Genomic DNA, 17,281 nt, shown 5'->3' with positions numbered 1-17,281 from the left:
TCAGTCCTCCAAGGGTGCGAACAGAATCTGGGCCAGCAGGGCGAGTTGCGCCGGGCTCGCCAGCGCTTTGCGCGTACGGGATGACATTTCCAGGTGCAGGAAGCGGGCTTGCGGGTACGCCTGGAGCAGACGGGCCTGCGCGTTCTGCGTCCCTCCGAGCACCTGCGCCCCGGTCGGGAACAGCTTCACTCCAGGGCCGAGCGCCTCCTCCAGCGGTGCGGCCACCTTGCGCGCCCACGTGCCGGGCTTGCGTGTGCCGTCGCTGACCACCGCCGCCAGCGTCTCCGTGCGGCCCTTCTGGACCTTGGTCTCGCCGAAGCCGTGCAGCTGCACCACGCGGATGTGCGGGAGCTGGCGCGCGGCCAGGTCCGTCACGGTCTGGAAGAGGTGCTCCGGGTTGTGCGCGACGTCCGCCGGGTGCTCCGGAGTCTCCTGCGTCTCATCAGGCGCGGCCTTGTAGCGGTGCGCGGTGGCGGTCATGAACAGGCGCGGCGCGCGGCCCTCCGGTGGGCAGGTGAAGATGGCGGAGCCGATGTCCTCCGTACCGATGTCGAAGTAGGGGTGGGGCACCTGCACCACGTCGTCCGTGGCGGCGCCCGTGCGGATCACATACGCGCCCGCGCCGTGGTAGCGGTCCGGCCGCTCCCGCAGCACCCAGAAGGTGTCGCGCGGCGTGGTCCACGTCTCCAGGAAGAAGCCCACGGCCGCGGCCACGTTCGTCAGCTCCGGCGGCACGTCCTTCTGCTTCGGCGCGGCGGCCAGCAGCGCGGGCACGAGCTTCGTGAACGCGGCCCGCTCCTCCAGCGTGGTGGGGTGGAACGTCACGGCGTCCACGCGGGGCCACAGCCCGGAGAAGCGCGCGTCCACGCGGCACCCCGACTGCTCGGGAACGTTCACGGTGGGGTCCTCCTGGGGCACGCGCTCCGGAGCCGAGCGCGGCGTCGCCTTCGCGCGTTTGCCGGAGCGACGCTCGTCCTGCTTCGAGGGCTTCGCGACCGTCGCGGCGCTCGAAATCGCCGCAGCGCTCGATGCTGTCTCTGCGCTCGTGGCCGTTTCAGCGGTCGGGGCGGCCTGCGCGCGGGCGCTCACGCCCGCGCCCAGCACGGACAGCACTCCCGCTGCCACCAGCGGGCGCCACGACCCGGTCCTCCCGAGGGACCTCACAACCGGTCCTCGTCGGGCTGCCAGCCTCCCCGGTTCCACATGCGCGGCGCGGTGTCCTCCACGGCCTGGCCGAAGACGAAGAAGCGCGCCCACATGGGCCCGGAGCCCAGCGCCTGGATGCGCACGGTGTGCACGCCCGGCGCGATGTCCTCTCCCAGCGTCACCGGCACCGCGCGCGCGTACCACTTCACGCCCGGGCGGCCCACCGGCGTCGCCGGCTCGCGCTCGGAGGCGGGGAGCGCCACCGTGCGCTCGGCGCGCGTGACGTGCGGCACCAGCACGCTGGCGCGGCGCACGGGGTTGCCACCATCCACCGTCACGGCCAGCTGGGGCACCGTCGTGCCCCCCGCCTCCGGGGTGTAGACCACCACGTTGAGCGTGACGGCGCCCGGGCCCGTCTTGCGCACCGGCACGCGCAGGCCGCCCTGGCTCACCGGATACACCGTGCGCGAGCGCAGGCCGTTGCCCGCCGCCGGAGGCCGGTTGAGCAGCGCCGTCAGCCCCGGCGCGGAAGAGCGCAGCAGCACCTCGTGCTCACCCGGTGGCAGCGGCGGCAACAGCTCCCGCGTCCGCGTGGACCGCACGGTGAAGCGGTGCAGCGGCGCTCCGTCGAGCAGCACCTCCACCTCGTTGCCCAGCGCCGCCGCGTCCTTCAGCGACAGGCGCACCTCCGGACGGGTGGGCGTGCGCGAGTCGAAGCGCGCACGCACCGCGCGGCCCGGCTCCAGCATCGTGGACAGCGCCTTCACCAGGTCCACCGTGTCCGGCTGCGCGGACTCGAGCACCTCCACCACCGCGGGAGCGCCGTAGGGCCGCACCACCACCGCGTCGCCCGACGGCGGAGGCGTCTCCTCCTCCGGGGTGACGGGCTCCAGGCGCACCTGGCTGAGCAGCTCCACACGGGCGCCGCCCTTCATCAGCGCGTCCAGGTTCGACGGGCGCAGCGGGTACCACGTGCGCTGCTCCACGGGCGCGTTGCGCCAGCGCACGCCGGTGAGCGCGTCGTTCGTGTACGGCGCCGCCGCCGTGACGGACTGGCCGTTCGACAGGAAGCTGTAGAACTGCAGGAGGGTCGCGCGCGGCGCCTCCACGCGCAGCTTGCGCGCCCCCATGGGCAGGAACACCCGGGCGCTCGCCGCACCCGACACCCAGGCCGGCAAATCCGTCACCTCGCCCGAGCCCGCGTCCTGGGCCGCCGTCGCCAGCGGCGTGCACGGCAGCGCGCCTCCGGGCTGCGGGGGCAGGGCCGCGCTCTCGAACGGCGCGGGCTCCGGCGTCGCGTCCAGTGAAGCCTGTCCCAGGGACTGGCCCTGGCCATCCAGCACCGTGAGGCCCAGGTGCAGCGGCTCGTGCGACGGCGCGCGGTCCAGCGTGCGCGCGTCGATGCGCACCAGCCGTCCCACCGCGTCCATGCGCGGATCGATGTCCACCTCCAGCGCCTCGCACGCGGGGCCGGTGGCGAACGCCTCCGTGCGGCGCGTGTCCGGCAGGAAGGCCACGTGGCCCTCGGACGCGGCGCCCGGCTGCGGGCGCGACTCGGCGGGCAGCAGCCACGACTCGTACGGGCCCTCCACCGTGTAGCGCAGGTCCTCCTGGCCGTCGTTGCGCACCATCACCGTGTGCACGCCCTCCGGCAGCTCCAGCGGATGCGACATGGGCGAGCCCGCCACGGGGCCCGGCAGCTCCAGCGTGTGCGCCGTGCCGTCCGAGGACAGCGTCTGCACCGTCACCGGGCCGTGCGGCTGGGGATGCGCGTCCATCGCGTCGCTCCACAGCCACAGCACCGGCTTCGCGGGGCCGGTGACGTTGAGCGCCACGGCGCGGCCGGAGCCCAGGCGCTCCTGCACGGACTCGGTGGCCTCCACCAGCGGCAGCCGGTACGCGGTGCGGTAGACGGGCTCAATCTGGTAGTCGGTGCCCGCCTCGCCCTCCGCGTTGAGGCGCTCCCAGTGCTCCTCCGCGAGCCAGCGGCGCGTGTCGGAGGAGAGCTTCTCGAACGGCTCGAAGGTGGCACGCCCGGCGCGCACCTCCGCGCGGGCCTGCGCCAGCTTCTGCGACGCGAGCAGCGGCAGCGTGCGGTGCGCGCGGACGTACACCCGCGCGAGCAGCGTGTCGCTCGTGCTCGCGGGCTGGAGGTACAGCACGGAGTACTCCGGACGCTCCGCGGGCAGGCGCAGCACGAACTCGCGCTCGTCCGTCACCTGTTGATCCGCGTGCGTGGTGAAGGCGCTCTCCTGCAGGAACGTCCCGTCCTCCTGCGGCTGGCCCTTGCTCTGGCGCGTGCGCGTGAAGATGGCGCGCTCCAGCAGGATGCCCTGGGGCCCGCGCAGGACCGCCTTGAGGCCGTACTGGTACTGCTTCTCCGGCGCGTAGGGCGTGCCGTCCGGGAGCAGCTCGTGCGTGACGATGAGCAGCTCCTCGGCGTCCTCGGGGATGCGCACGCGCATCTCCCGGCCCGGCTCCAGGCGGTAGAAGATGAGGCGCTCGGCGTTGATGTACTTCGCGTCGCGCCGCGCGGTGGGCGTGTCGGTGTTGCCCAGCACGGCGAGGCTCGCGGCCCAGATGAGGGCCAGGCCCACCATCAGGCCAAGGAGCGCCACGAGGGCGCGGCTGCGGGTCTTCATCGACGGGCCTCTTCGCGGGAGACTTCCCCGGTCAACACCACCGGCCGGCGGTGCCGCAGCGCCAGGTCCACCGTGCTCGCGAGCTCCGCGTCACCCGCGGTCAGCTCCGCGCGCTTCGCCGGCGAAGGCTGCTGCTGAAGGAAATAGACGGCGCGCAGCACCTGCTTGCCCTGCCGTGCCTCCACCAGGAGGAAGGGCAGGCCGTATTCGGCGCTGAAGCCGGCCTTCACCTGGCGCGTCACGTTGCCCACGCGCTTCGTCTGCGCCAGCGCGCGCAGGTCATGCACGTTCTGCTGCGCCACGTAGCGCTCCGCGCTGGTGGTCAGCTCCGCGAAGTGCTCCTTCAGCGCGGATGACACCGGCTGCGTCGGCGCCACCAGCCGGTCCGCCAGCAGCGCGCGCTCGGGAGACTCGCGCGGCTCCTCGGGCAGGAGGCCCGTGAGCGCCAGCTCCTCCACCGCGAGCCGCGGGCCCACGAAGGCTCCGCGCAGCGGCTCGGACAGCCACAGCGTGGCCAGCCGCGCCCCGCCGAAGGTGCGGGAGAAGACCTGCTGCGGGCTCGCGTCGTTGAGGCCCGTCAGCTCCGCAGAGCCGTCATGGTAGCGCACGCGCTGCCCCAGCCAGCCCAGCGGGCCGCCTTGCGACAACAGCCGCTCCAGGTCCGCCGGCCGCTGCGCCGGGGTCAGCACCGGGTTGCCCACGTCCACCAGCACGTCCGCGTCCACGGAGGGCCGGCTGGAGAAGCCGCGCAGGTGCAGCACCCAGCCCTGCTCCTTCGGCAGCGCGCGGTGCACCGCCTGATGGAACGCCTGGAAGCTCGTGCGCAGCTCGCCGAAGGTGGCGGGGTGGGGCATGTCGCCGGACGCGGTGGCGAACACCAGCGCGGTGGAGCGGGACTCGTGCCACAGCTCCGCGGCCACCGGCAGCGTGCCCGCCTCGCGCGCCGGAGACGGCACCTCCAGCGCCAGCGGAGAGCCGCCCTGACGCACCAGCAGCCCCGCGCCCAGCCGGCCCGGCGTCGCCTCCGCGTCCGTCACCCACCAGCACCCGGGCGCGCCCTCGCACCCCGTCACCGGCCGCACCCGCAGGCCCATCAACGAGGCCATGGCGTGGGCCCAGCGCACGCGCAGCTCGCGCGGCACGTCCGCCGGACCGCCGCCCAACAGCGGCGAGGCCACGTGCCGCTCCAGCACCAGGAGCTCCGCGTCCGACGGCCGCACCGCCGGCACGCGCGCGCCCTCCGGCGTCACCATCAGCGTGCCCAGCGCGTCGCGCTCCGTCATCGACCCGGCCAGCGCCGGGGCGCGCTCCACCACCAGCGAGGCCAGGTCGAAGGGGCCCGCGCGCAGCACGCTCACCCGGGACTCGCCCCAGTTGCCCCCGGGCTCCGGCGGCGGATTCGACGTCACCTCGGCGCCCGGCCACAGCGTGTCCAGGCCTCGCGGCGCCTTGCCCTCCGGCGTGTGCAGCACCACCTGGCCCGGCTTCAGCGAAGGATCCATGCGCAGCTGCACCCGCTCGCGCGAGGACAGCGCGTCGTGCGCGTGGCGCAGCGGCGTCTCCGACTGCGCCAGCGCGTCGCCCAGCACCAGGCCCGCGCGGTGGGAGTCCACGCCGCTCACGATGATGGCGCGGCAATCCACGCGCTCGCACAGGAGGGCGGCGGCCTCGGCGCTCGGCGCCTCCGTCAGGGGGCGCGGCACCTCCAGGATGGGGCCCCTCGCGCCCGGCACGAGCAGCGACGTGTCCCAGCCCGCCTTGCCGTCACCCTCCACGCGCTCCACCAGCGCGTAGCGCGCGGGCGCACCGTCCTGCTTCGGCAACTCGCGGAGCTCCAGCCCCAGCGCCACCGCCTGCGTGCGCAGCGCGTGCGGATTCTCCGCGCGGCCGGACTCCAGCCACGCGTCCAGCCCGTTCCACAGCGCGCTGTACTCGCGCAGGTCGCCGTGCTTCAGCCGCAGCGACTGCCCGCCCACGTCGCTCTCACGCGCGGTGGCGCGGCCCAGCACCATCAGGCCCAGCGGAGACTGGTCCAGGCCCAGCCCGGGCACGTGCTCGCGCGGCGCCTCCGCGGTGAGCGCGGTGGCCGGACGCGGCTCGATGAGCGACAGCCCGAAGCCCGCGAGGCTTCCAATGAGGAAGCCCGCCAGCGACGTGTGCAGCGTGGGCAGGAGCACGCGGGCAATCACCTGCTTCTGCAGCATCTTCACCGCCAGCAGCGTGGGCACCAGGTACCCGAAGCCGAACAGGTCCGTGACCTTCAGGCCCGGGATGCGGCCGCCCATGGCCCACCCGACGCACCACTTCACGAGGAAGCCCAGACAGAAGACGAGCACCGTCTTGCGAGGGCCCTCCAGGTTGAGCGTGCGCAGCCCCGGCACGGACAGCACGGCCTTCGCGGCCAGCACCAGCAGCAGCACCTCCGCCATCGTGGCCACGAGCTTCAAGGGCTCCAGCCACGTGAGCGCCAGCAGCGCGGGCACGAGGATGCCGTTGAAGTCCCAGCCGTACTTGAGGTTGAAGCGCGCGGCGAGGAACGCCGTCGTCAGCAGGATGATGTAGGCCTTGGGGCTGGACAGGAAGTCCTGCGCCACGTCCTCGTACATCAGCTCCAGGCTGGAGAAGGACAGGTTGGTGCCGGGCAGCAGCACGAAGCGCAGGATGACGTACGTGAGCGCCACCGGCACGGCGACCTGCCACAGGCCGCGCCGCAGCTTCAGCTTCCAGAAGGCGTTCGCGGTGAGCGGCACCAGCACCAGGCCGATGCTGTGCAGGCTGCGGTCCACGATGAAGGACGTGCCCCAGCGCTCGTCCATCCAGTGCCCCAGCACGGGCAGGAGCCACGTCTCGCTGACGGCGCGCACCACGACGCTGGCGAGCACCACGGCGAAGAAGCGGTCGCGGCCGAAGAACTCGCTCCACGCTCCCGTGCGGGAGAGTCCGCTGGAGAACGCCAGCGCCACGCCGTACGTGAGCAGCGACTCGGCGACGACGGTGCAACCCGCCTCCGGGTGGATGACGAACACCGAGGCCAGGTAGCCGGGGACGACGAGACCCACGAAGACCCACCCGAGCGTCTCCGTCAGGAGTGCCAGGATGAGTACACCCACGAGCACCGCCACCAGGATGGAGGTGTCCAGGGAGTAGGCCGGGAAGAGTGTCAGGGTCGAAAAGAGCGCCATGGTGGCTGCTCGAATCTAGGGAGACACTCCTCTGCGACCAGGGTCGGGCCTCTCACCGGGTAAGAAGCGTCCGCTGTCCAACCGATGATCCGAGCCTTCAGTGTCACTGAATGCCCAACCAAGGACAGTGGTCTCCGACCTTCAGCCTGGATCAGCCCCCGGCTTCACGCGAAGAGAAGCCGGGCTCGACCTCCCGTGTGGACGCGGCTTGCGTGGCGCGTCACGGCCCCAGGTCGCGCGGAGGCGGCCCGGGGTGCGGAGTCATCTTACGGACAGTCCTGCGCGACCACCGCGGGGCAGCCCAGGCCGGTGCCCCCGAGCGTGCAGGGCACGGTGTCCGCGAGCGCCTGCATGACGGCCCTGGACGACGCGCCGGTGCCGCGCAGCGTGGAGGACTGCTCCAGGTGGACGAAGCGGCCCGACGCGGTGGTGGCCTCCGCGTAGCACGCGTCCGCGGCGCCGTTGTCGATGCGGCCCTGCACGTTGCTGGTGCCGCACAGCGTGCGGTGCTTGCCCTCGTCCTCCGCCGAGTTGCAGGAGAAGGCCTTCCGGGTGCCCGTCAGGTGGGCGTTGAGCGCATCACGCAGGCGGTTGGAGAGCGCGTCCGGGCGCAGCACGCTGGTGCCGTCGCTCACCACGGCGGCCTCGGGGCCATCGCCCGCGTCCATGCCGTGGATGCTGGCGGCGATGGCGTCCGGGTAGGTGGCGCGCAGCGCGCGGTGCGCGGCGGTGAAGAAGTTGTTGCCGTAGTGCGCGGCGTCGGAGATGCGCAGGCCCTTCGTGCCGCACACGCTGGTGGTGCCGCTGCACGGGCTGGCGGTGGTGACGGCGCAGCGGTTGCTGCCGGTGATGAGCAGCGCGCGAGCGCCCAGCGTCACCAGCTGCGAGGCCGTCTGACGCAGCGTGCCCTCATCAGAGTCCGCGTGCGGCGCCTCCAGCCACAGGTCGCGCGCGGGGAACAGGTTGACGATGAAGGTGCCGCCGCCGCGAGACAGCAGCCCCAGCTCGCGCACCACCAGCCAGCCGCCGCCCGTGTCGTTGCGGAAGGTGGAAACGCCGTAGCCCAGCTTCGCCAGGTCCTGCACCCCCTGCGCCGTCGGGCCTTCGGTGAGCAGCGCGCGGAAGGCGCCCTCGAACGCGGCGAGCTCCGTGCCGCCCGGCTCCTTGAAGCCGCCGCTGTTGGCCGCGGTGATGGGGGCCGTCTGCAGCCACGTCGTCAGGTTGCCCGCCAGGCTGGTCAGCGAGCTGAGCGGTGAGCACACGCTCGTCGAGGGAGCGGGCGTGGTGACGACCGGCGTCCCGGTCGTGGGGGTCTGGCTCACGTCCTCCACGGGCGCGGGCGAAGCAGGCGTCTGGACAGAGGTCCCCGGAGCGGACGCGGAGGGAGACTCCGCCACGGCCGTGCTCGTTCCCGGGCCGGCATTGCCGCAAGCGGCCGCGAGGAGCAGGAGGCAGGACAAGGACATGCGCAGGGGAGGGGACAAGGACATGGTCCTCTCCCGAACAGCACGCCCTGCGCATGCATTCGCATCCCGTCAATCCGGGATGACAGCCGGAGCGGGGCTCGAGTGCCCGTCCGCCCTAGGTCGCCTGCCTGCTCAAGGCAGGGTCCGCAGCAGTCCCTCCGCGTCGGGTGCGCCCCAGCCGGTGGGGATGTCCCAGCCCGGCCCGGCTTCGTACTGCTTGTCGGTGTAGCCCTCCGTGATGTCGCGGAACGTCTTCTGGACGGTGGGCAGCGTGTAGAGCTGCGAGTTGAGCCAGCCCACCGGCGGCTTCGCCTCCTCCGAGCGCGCGCCGTTCACCACCGCGACGAGCCCCGCGAAGATGGGCGACGCGAACGACGTGCCGGTGTTGGGCGAGGTGACGCCCAGCCACGTGTACCAGTAGCCCGTGTCCGCGTTGAGCGCGACGTCCACCACCGCGCGTTTGGCGGGCAGCGGGACGAGGCCCTTCTGCCACTCGGGCGTGGTGAAGGAGCGGCTGATGCCGGAGCCGGAGTAGTACCAGGCCTTCTCGCCCGTCACCGTCATGCCGTTCATCTTCAACTGTGTGCCGCCCACGGCGGTGACGTACGGACTGGAGCCCGGCGTGTCCACGCCCGCGGAGTCGCCGCTCGCGGCGGTGACGGTGATGCCCAGGGCGGCGGCCATCATGCCGGACGCGCTGTACTGCTCGTGCACGGCGCGCGGCTCGGAGTCCTCGCGGTGGGCGAAGGACGTGGTGATGACGGACACCTCGCCGCGGCCAATGGCCTCGTTGAAGGTGAAGAGCATGGACGTGTTGCGCGCGTCCGGGCCCATGTAGACGAGGACGTCCGCCTTGGGCGCCATCGCCGCGGCCCACTCCACGTCCAGCGTGCCCTCTCGGTAGCGCGTGACGGGCGGCTCCATCGTCTGGATGACCTTCGGGTCCTCGCGCTCGATGCCCCACATCTTCCAGAAGGCGCGCACGTCCTTCCACCGGAAGCCGGCGCCAATCACCACGCCCAGCTTCGTGCCCTGGCCCTGGTGGCCCTGCGCGTAGAGCGAGTCCACGTTGTACGCGCGCGCCACCTGCTGCGGCGTGAGGCCCTTGCTGACGGGGTCCGGCTTGTCCGTGGACGGCTGGCCGAACTCGCCCGGCATCGCGCCCGTCTCCGCCGGCAGGTCCAGCGCGACGAGGGCGTGGATGCGCTGCTGCACGAACGTGGGGGCCTTGAGGGTCTCCGTGAGGCCGTAGACGTCGTGCGGATCATTCCCGCCCTGGGGCGACTTGCGCTCCAGGATGCGCAGCTTCACGCCGAAGGCCTTGTTGAACTGGCCCACCGTCCCCACGAACTGCACCAGCAGCCGGTTGGTGGCGACGAAGGGCACCTGCATGCCCTGGGTCTTCAGCCAGTCCGTGACGAGGGTGACGTCCTTCTCCCGCGGGGCGTGCTTCGCCATCCACTCGGACTGCGTCATGTACTTGCGGAAGCCGGAGCCGCCCGGCTTGTAGATGTCCGCGATGCGCTGCTCGAGCGCGCGCTCGTCGCGGATGGGGAAGGACACCAGCCCCCGGATGAGGTCCGTCTCCGGCGCCTCGCCCTTGTCCGTGTAGACACCCGGCAGGGGCGCCGGGACGCCGTCCGTCGTCGGGATGGGCGTGGGGTCCAGCACCTCCGCCTCCGGATCCGGCGGCGGCTCCACCACCTCGGGCTCCGGCGGAGGACTTCCGGGCGGAGGCCGGGCGGTATCGGAGTCGGGAAGGGTGGGCGCGCCCTCCACCGGCGCGGGCCCGGGAGGCCGCGGCTTGCCCACCGACGCCAGCCGGTCCGAGTCGCGGCATCCGCTCAACCACCCCGCCAGCAGAAGAACACCCGTCAGGATGACTCCGCGCTTCATGGCTCCCCCAGCCTGGAGTGACCCGCCTCGGGTCCCCCGCACCCCAGCCGTCCTCTTCCTGAGGACGTCGCCCCTTGTGCGCCTGCAAGGTGTGCGCGATTGCCCTGAGAGGCAACTGTCGTGGACAGGTAAATCGCGGCTACACTGTTGGCACTTCTTTGCCCATCCCCATGCGGCTGCCGACAGTCCTCCTGCCCTTCCTCCTCCTGCTGCCGTGCGCCGCGCTGGCGCAGGGGGACTCGCGCATCACCTTCCTGGGTCGTCAGTTGGAGAAGGGGAAGGATCCGCGTGCGCGCTCCCAGGCCGCGCTGGTGCTCGGCGCCACCGAGGACCCTGAAGCGGTGACGCCCCTGTGCGGCGGCCTCAAGGACCCCAGCGAGCTGGTGCGCGCGGCGGTGGCCAAGGGGCTGGGCGCGCTGCTGGAGCCCAAGGGGCTCGACTGCCTCCAGGCGGTGCAGGGGGAGGCGGACGCCGCGGTGCAGGCGGCGGTGGCCGAGTCCATCAAGGCCATCAAGGCGTACCAGGCGCGCCGGCCGCGCTTCTATCTCGCGCTGGACGCGCTGAAGGACAAGACGGGCACCGTGCCCGCGGACCTGGTGAAGGTGACGGAGGCGCGGCTCCGCTCCAAGCTGGTGCGCCGGGGCGCGATGATGGCGCCGGAGAAGGAGTCGAAGGCGGCGGCGAAGGGCGCGCTCAAGAAGCTGGGCGTCCACGGCTACCGCATCACGGCGGAGATCCAGGCGACGGCCAGCGGAGGCCTGCGCCTGGCCATCCTGTGCATGACGTATCCGGAGCAGTCCCTGATGGGACAGGTGGAAGTGAACGCCGCGGGGGCTCCGCCCGCGGACCTGTTGAAGGCCTTGATCCCCAAAGCCATCGAGGAAGCCGCCGCGACCTTCGACTGGAGCAGCGAGACATGACGACGACCACGGCCCAGGCCCCGACGACGAAGCGCCGCTGGCGCAACTTCCTGCTCGACGCGCCCTTCCAGCTGAAGCTCACCGCGTACATCGTCGGCGTGTCGCTGGTGCTGGCGGCGCTCCTGGGCATCTTCCTGGTGCGCGCGGCGAACTCGCTGATGCACGAGACGGCGACGGCGGTGGACGCCCGCTCGCGCGCGGCGGAGGTGAGCCGCGAGCTGTCCGGAGCCACGCTCTCCAACGAGCTGATGGCCCACATGAACGACCCGGCGTTCGAGAAGCAGTTCCGCGAGCAGGCGCAGGCCATCGACGCCCAGTACGAGGAGGAGCGCGCGGCCATCGTCGCGCAGCGCGCGGAGCTGGAGCGTCACCAGCACCTGACGTGGTGGGTGCTGGGCGGCTGCCTGGTGACGTTCATCGTGGTGGTGGCGCTGACGACCATCGTGGTGACGCACCGGATGGCGGGCCCGCTCTTCCGCATCAAGCGCATGATGCGCGAGGTGGCGGAGGGCCGCCTGAACCCGCCGCAGCACGGCCTGCGCGAAGGCGACGAGCTGCAGGACGTCTTCGAGGCCGCGCGGGACATGACCCAGCGGCTGCGCGCGCAGCAAACCGAGGATGCGCGCGCGCTGTCGGAGGCCCTGGCCCAGGCGAAGACGAGCGGCGCCACGGGCCCCTGGGTGGACGAGCTGAGCGCCCTGGAGGCGCGCTACCGCGAGCGGCTGGCGCGGTAGGGCAGGGCCGCGGGGCTCACACCCGAGCGGTGTCCGCGGTGAGCCCCATCTGCAAGAGCTCCGAGTGGAGCATCAGCCGCGCCTGCGCCCACGGCAGCGCGACGACGCGGTAGCCCGCGAGCGCCTGGAGCAAGAGCGGCCGGTAGCTCGCGTGTCCGGGGTCGGCGATGACGACGATGCCCCGGTCCGTGGTGGAGCGGATGAGCCGCCCGACGCCCTGGCGCAGCAGCAGCAGCGCGCGCGGCAGCCGGTACTGGAGGAAGCCCAGGTACTCGTTGCCGGCCTTGGCCAGCGGCTCCTCGCGAGCGGCCACCAGCGGCCGGGACGCCGGCTCCAGCGGCAGCTTGTCGATGAAGACACACCCCACGCCGCGCCCGGGGATGTCCACGCCCTGCCAGAAGCTCTTGGTGCCCAAGAGCACCGTGCCCGTGTCGCGCTCCTGCCGCGCCGCCAGCGAACGGCCGTGCCCGCGCGACTGGCGCAGCACTTCGATGCCGTGCGGCTCCAGCCGTGCCTGCACCTCGCGCGCCACGCGCTCCAGCCGCCGCGTGGAGGCGAACAGGCCCAGCACCCGTCCGCCCATCACCTGCGCCAGGCCGGAGATGCGCCCGGAGGCCCAGTCGATGAACGGCTCCTCATGTGCGCGCGGCGCGTCCGTCACCAGCACCACCAGCGCCTGCTGTCCCAGGTGGAACGGCGAGGGGGCGCGCATCAGCGGCGGCCTCAGCCCCAGCCGCTTCAGCACGAAGGGCACGCCGTCCCCGGTGCCCAGCGTGGCGGACGCCATCACCAGCGCGCGCTTGTTCGCGGCGAAGTCCTTCGCCACGGACTCCGACACGTCCACCGGCTGCGCGCCCACGCTCCAGCGGCCCTTGCGAGGCTCCGCCCGCGCCGCGTAGCAGCGCTTGATGTCCGCGTCTCCGGCCAGCTCTCCCGCGAGCACCGACAGCTCGCCCAGCTCCGTGGTGGCGCCGGCCAGCTCCCGCTCCAGCGACGGCTGCTTCACCGCCAGCTCCGGCAGCGCCGCGAGGACGCGCACCGACAAGAGCGTGTGCACCCGCTGCAGCGCCGTGCGCACCGCCACCAGTCCCTCGCGTACGGGCTCCCAGGCGGGCAGGGCGCGCACCGCGTCCGTCACCCGCAGCTCCGGCGCGTAGGCCGCGTCGTCCGCATCCTCACCGGGCATCGCCGCCGCGGGCTCGCAGAGGGCCGTCACCTGCTCGCCCAGCACGCGCGCCTCCTGGAGCAGCGCGCGCAGGCTGTCGTCCACCTCGGACATCAGCACGCGGGACTCGTCCCGGCGCGTGGCGGCGAGCGCCCGGCGCAGCTCCGCGAAGAGGCCCCGGCGCCCGTCGCGCCCGTGCAGCCGCTCCGTGAGGCGCAGGAAGGCCAGGTCCGACAGCTCCACCGTGAGCGCGGTGGTGGCCACGTCCTCCAGCTCGTGCGCCTCGTCCAGCACCAGGTGGTCCAGGCGCCCGTAGCGCGCGGGCCACGCGAACGCGAGCGACTGGTTGATGACCAGCACGTCCGCCTCGCGCGCCTGCGCCACCGCCGAGTGGTAGAAGCACTTGTGGTGATGCGGGCACCGCTCGCCCAGCGTCGTCGCCGCCTCGGAGCGCACCGCCGGCACCAGCCCGTGCATCCCCGGGAAGCGCTCGCGGAACCAGTGGCTCAGCCGGTCCAGGTCCCCGTCCACGCTGCGGCGCAGGTACGCGCGCACATAGGCCCGGGGCGCCCGCGCCGAGTGGTTCATCCCCGGCTCCACGCGCGTGGCCTCCAGCGCGCGGCGGCGGCACAGGTAGTTCGTCTGCCCCTTGAGCAGCGCGTAGCCGAAAGCGCCGCCCGTGGCCTGGTGCAGCCGGGGCAGGTCCTTCTCCAGCAGCTGGTCCTGGAGCGTCTTCGTGTGGGGTGCCACGCCCACCTTCAGCCCGTTGCGCGCGGCGAAGAGCGCCGCGGGCGTGAGGTACGCCAGCGACTTGCCCGTGCCCGTGCCGGCCTCCACCGCCACCTGCCCGCCGTCCGACAACGTGCGCGCCACCGCCTGCGCCATCTCCAGCTGCGCGGGCCGGGACAGGAACCCGCCGCTCCGCTCCAGCGCGCCGCCCGGCCCCAGGATCTGCGCCACCTCCTCCGGCCGCACCGGCAGCGGCGTCGCGTCCAGCTCGGGCTCCGGAGGCGGCCTGCCGCCATTCGCGCGCTTGCGCTCCGGCCGCGCGCGCAGGAAGCCGCCCGTCGCCTCCAGGTTCAGCGGCACCGGCGTGGCCCGGCACACCTCCCACAGCCGGGAGAGCAGCTCCAGGAGGGGCCGCGCCTCCGCGTCCATCGCCAGGTCGCGAGCATCCTCTTCCGACATCGCGTCCAGCAGCGGCGTGGGCCCCAGCGCCGCGCGGGCCCGAGGGTCCATGGTGGACAGCAGGTCCGCCACGTCCTCCGCGCGACCGTCACGCGCGCAGCCGTCCAGCGCGTGCACCAGCACCGCGTGCACCGCCACGCAGTCATGGAGCGCGCGGTGCGGCTGCTGCGAGCCCAGCTTCGCCCACCGCATCAGCGACTCCAGCGAGTGGCTGGGCAGCTCCGGGTGCAGGTAGTGCATGAGCTCGCACGAGTCGAGCACCGGCACCCCACCGAGCACGTCCGGCAGGAAGCCCTTCTCGAACGGGGCGTTGTGCGCCACCACCGTCCAACCCTTGAGCCGCTCCCGAAGCTCACCGCGCTCCGCGTCGAAGCGGGGCTGCCCGGCGAGCTGCGCGTCGGAGAGGCCGGTGAGCCGGCGGATGGTGAGGTTCAGCGGGCGGGAGGCCGAATACAGCCGGGAGAAGCGGTCCACCTCCCGGCCATGCTCGAAGAAGAGGCACCCGACCTCGATGACCTCGTCCACGCGGGGGTCGAGCCCCGTCGTTTCGAGGTCCAGGAAGACGTGCCGGGTGAAGAGCTCCGAGCTGCCCATGCAGGCGCGCGAGCCTACCCGCCCGGCCGGACATCGCCAGTTAACGAGCGCCCGCGCTCAGTCCACGATGAACGTGCCGGCGATCATCTTCCCCATCGCGCAGCCGTACTTCAGCGTCCCGGACTGGTTCGGCGTGAAGGCAATCTCCACCGGCGTGTCCAGGGGCAGCTTCGCGTCGATTCTATACTCGTCCATCACCAACTCGGTGGCGCACGTCAGGTCCGTCTTGCGCGTCACCACCAGCTTCACCGGCTCGCCCTTCTTGAGCTGCACCGGAGACGGCTCGAAGCCCTTCTCCGTGACGGCCAGGTCCACCACGTGCACGCCGTTCTCCCGCCGCCCCACCTCCTGCGTGCCGGACTCCTTCGCGGAGGACTCCTTCGAGCACGCCTGCTGCGAGGCCCCCGCGAGGACCGCCGCCGCGGTGAGCGCGAGCCAGGGCTTGATGATGCGGGAGAAGAAGGGGCGCATGAGTGGGGCTCCAGGGGGAGGAAGGAAAACGGGCGGCCCGCCCGTGAAGGCGAAGGCCGCCCGGAGGTAACGGCACCGCGCGCCGTTTTCAGCCCGCGGCGTCGGGCTTCGACTCCGCGGCGTCGCCGGAGGCGGCCTCGGCCGGAGCCGGGGGCGCGTCGAAGCGCAGCAGCGCGTGCAGCGGGATGAACAGCTCGTGCCCGGGCTCACCCAGGAGCACGTCGAAGCGGCCCACGCGCAAGAGCGGCGCCTCCACCGTGATGCCGTTGCGCAGCACCAGCTTCACCGTCTGCCCGATGTGCGGCAGGAACGGCCGGGGGTCCGAGTAGGGGCGCTTGTCCGGCTGCCGCGCCACCTGCGCCGGCTTCTGCGTGAGCTTCGCGTCGCGCTCCAGGTTCGGCATCAGCCGCTCCCAGTCACCCCTGCGCGCGATGAGCACCACCTGGAGCTTCTCCAGCCGGCCCGTGCGCTCGAAGGTGAAGGCGATGGCCTCCTCCGCCAGCAGCGTGTCCAGGAGCGACCGCTCCGCCAGCACCACTGACAGCTCGGTCTTCTGCTCGATGAAGGCGCCCAGGAAGTCCGCGACGAGCGCGTTGTCCACCTGGCCGCGCGCCTGCTTGATGGCCGCCTTGCGCTGGCTGCGCTCCTTGCGCGCCATGAACTCCTGCACCGTCAGGCCGCTCTGCAGGATGCCGAACGCGTCGCCCAGCGACAGGCCCGGTGTCTGGCCCATGAGCTCGTACACCTGGTCGAAGCGCTTCGCCTCCTCGGCGTGCAGCTTGCGCCAGATGCGCGCCTTCATCTTCCCTTCCAGCTCACCCTTGGCGATGCGCGCCGGCACGTGCTCGCGCGTGGCCAGCGCCAGGATCTGCTCCGGCGTGGGCGGCGGACGCGGCGTGCTCGGGCGCGGCGCGAAGCGGCCCGGAGGCCCGCCCGAGCGCGGAGGCCCACCCACGCCAGGACCCCGGGGCGGCGGACGCGACGCGCCCGGCGTGAAGCCCGGAGCGGACGCACCGGACGGCCGGGGTGGAACCCCGGGGGTCGTCGCGGGGCCCGCCGGACTCGGAGCCGGGCGGGGCGGGGCGGCGGACGCACCCGTGGGCGCCACGGGCATGGACGGCCGGGGCGGCATGGGGGAAAGGCCACCGGGCCGGGGCGTGGGCGCCACGCCCGGGGTGGGACGGGGCGCGGGCGTCGCGCGCGGCGCGGCTTCCGCGGCGGGGGCGGAGGGCGCCACCGGCGTGGGCCGGGGCGTGGGCCTCGGCGTGGGGGAGGGGGTGGGGGCGGCCGAGGACGGAGCCACCGGGGCGCCGGGCGTCGTGCCCGGCCTCCGGATGACTTCGACTGCGGGGGCCACCCGCCGTGTCTTCCTGTCGTTCACGGTTGTACGTTACCTGATGCGCGGGGCCCGGGCATGCCAGGGCTCACGGCTGGGGGGATGCTGAAAAGTCCACCTTCCACCCGGACGGCTCCCTCACCATCCGGACCTCGCCCGACCTTCCCGCCGAGCGCACGACCACGGTCGCCACGTCGCCCTCCTGCCGGACCAGCGAAACCTCTTGAACATCCGCCGGTGCCGGGACATTCGCGAAGAACAGCGCGAGCGGCTCTGCCTTCACCATGCCCCCTGACGCATCGCTCACCTGCTGGGCCCGCGTCTTGAGGCCCTCTTGAGTCTGCTGGGACAGCCCCGCGTAGGCCTTGGGCCACTCTCCACGTTGCACGTGCCGGTGGAACGTCTGGTAAGCCCCCACGGGGGTATCCGGCTGAATCCGATTGCAGCCGCCCAGGGCAAGAAGGGCAAACAGCAGCCAGGTCGTCATCGCGAGCGGGCGCATGGGGGCTCCGATTTAGGTCAAACCGCCGCCGTGGGGAAG

11 protein-coding genes are annotated in these 17,281 nt (G+C 72.8%); 2 read left to right on the top strand and 9 right to left on the bottom strand.

The window, feature by feature from the left end:
* The 5 genes from KYK13_RS30555 to KYK13_RS30535 all read right to left on the bottom strand — a co-directional run bounded on the left by KYK13_RS30555 (position 1) and on the right by KYK13_RS30535 (position 10,332).
* On the bottom strand, positions 1-1,125 hold the full coding sequence (locus KYK13_RS30555) for a hypothetical protein (RefSeq protein WP_223636867.1): 1,125 nt from the start codon (positions 1,123-1,125) through the stop codon (positions 1-3).
* A 35-nt stretch (positions 1,126-1,160) separates the two neighbouring features.
* A complete protein-coding gene (locus KYK13_RS30550; protein WP_223636864.1) occupies positions 1,161-3,788 on the bottom strand; it encodes a hypothetical protein in 2,628 nt (875 codons plus the stop codon).
* Positions 3,785-6,970: a poly-gamma-glutamate biosynthesis protein PgsC/CapC gene (locus KYK13_RS30545; protein WP_223636861.1), complete on the bottom strand. Its 3,186-nt coding sequence runs from the start codon at positions 6,968-6,970 to the stop codon at positions 3,785-3,787. Before KYK13_RS30545 ends, KYK13_RS30550 begins: the two co-directional genes overlap by 4 nt.
* Positions 6,971-7,236: 266 nt before the next feature.
* Positions 7,237-8,460 carry a hypothetical protein gene (locus KYK13_RS30540; RefSeq protein WP_223636858.1) on the bottom strand — a complete coding sequence of 408 codons (1,224 nt, stop codon included), beginning with the start codon at positions 8,458-8,460 and terminating at the stop codon, positions 7,237-7,239.
* A 108-nt stretch (positions 8,461-8,568) separates the two neighbouring features.
* A complete protein-coding gene (locus KYK13_RS30535; RefSeq protein WP_223636855.1) occupies positions 8,569-10,332 on the bottom strand; it encodes a protease pro-enzyme activation domain-containing protein in 1,764 nt (587 codons plus the stop codon).
* Between the two features lie 170 nt (positions 10,333-10,502).
* Between KYK13_RS30535 and KYK13_RS30530 the strand changes: the two genes are divergently transcribed.
* Positions 10,503-11,252, top strand: a complete 750-nt coding sequence (locus KYK13_RS30530) for a HEAT repeat domain-containing protein (RefSeq protein WP_223636852.1) — start codon at positions 10,503-10,505, stop codon at positions 11,250-11,252.
* Positions 11,249-11,986 carry a signal protein gene (locus KYK13_RS30525; RefSeq protein ID WP_223636849.1) on the top strand — a complete coding sequence of 246 codons (738 nt, stop codon included), beginning with the start codon at positions 11,249-11,251 and terminating at the stop codon, positions 11,984-11,986. The genes KYK13_RS30530 and KYK13_RS30525 overlap by 4 nt, the downstream gene beginning before the upstream one ends.
* 16 nt (positions 11,987-12,002) lie before the next feature.
* On the opposite strand, the gene KYK13_RS30520 is transcribed toward KYK13_RS30525, so the two are convergent.
* From KYK13_RS30520 to KYK13_RS30505, 4 genes are all read right to left on the bottom strand, one after another.
* Positions 12,003-14,933, bottom strand: coding sequence for a helicase C-terminal domain-containing protein (locus tag KYK13_RS30520; protein ID WP_223636847.1), 2,931 nt, complete (start codon positions 14,931-14,933; stop codon positions 12,003-12,005).
* Positions 14,934-14,990: 57 nt separating this feature from the next.
* Entirely contained in the window at positions 14,991-15,404 is a 414-nt protein-coding gene (locus KYK13_RS30515) for a cupredoxin domain-containing protein (protein ID WP_223636845.1), read from the bottom strand.
* Between the two features lie 88 nt (positions 15,405-15,492).
* Positions 15,493-16,761 carry a hypothetical protein gene (locus tag KYK13_RS30510; RefSeq protein WP_223636843.1) on the bottom strand — a complete coding sequence of 423 codons (1,269 nt, stop codon included), beginning with the start codon at positions 16,759-16,761 and terminating at the stop codon, positions 15,493-15,495.
* Between the two features lie 67 nt (positions 16,762-16,828).
* Complete coding sequence (locus tag KYK13_RS30505) at positions 16,829-17,242, bottom strand: hypothetical protein (protein WP_223636841.1); 414 nt, start codon at positions 17,240-17,242, stop codon at positions 16,829-16,831.
* Positions 17,243-17,281 lie beyond the last annotated feature (39 nt).

Source organism: Corallococcus sp. EGB (genome assembly GCF_019968905.1).
Classification (GTDB): domain Bacteria; phylum Myxococcota; class Myxococcia; order Myxococcales; family Myxococcaceae; genus Corallococcus.
Note: the sequence above shows the minus strand (reverse complement) of the source record. Positions and strands in the feature narration are given on the sequence as shown.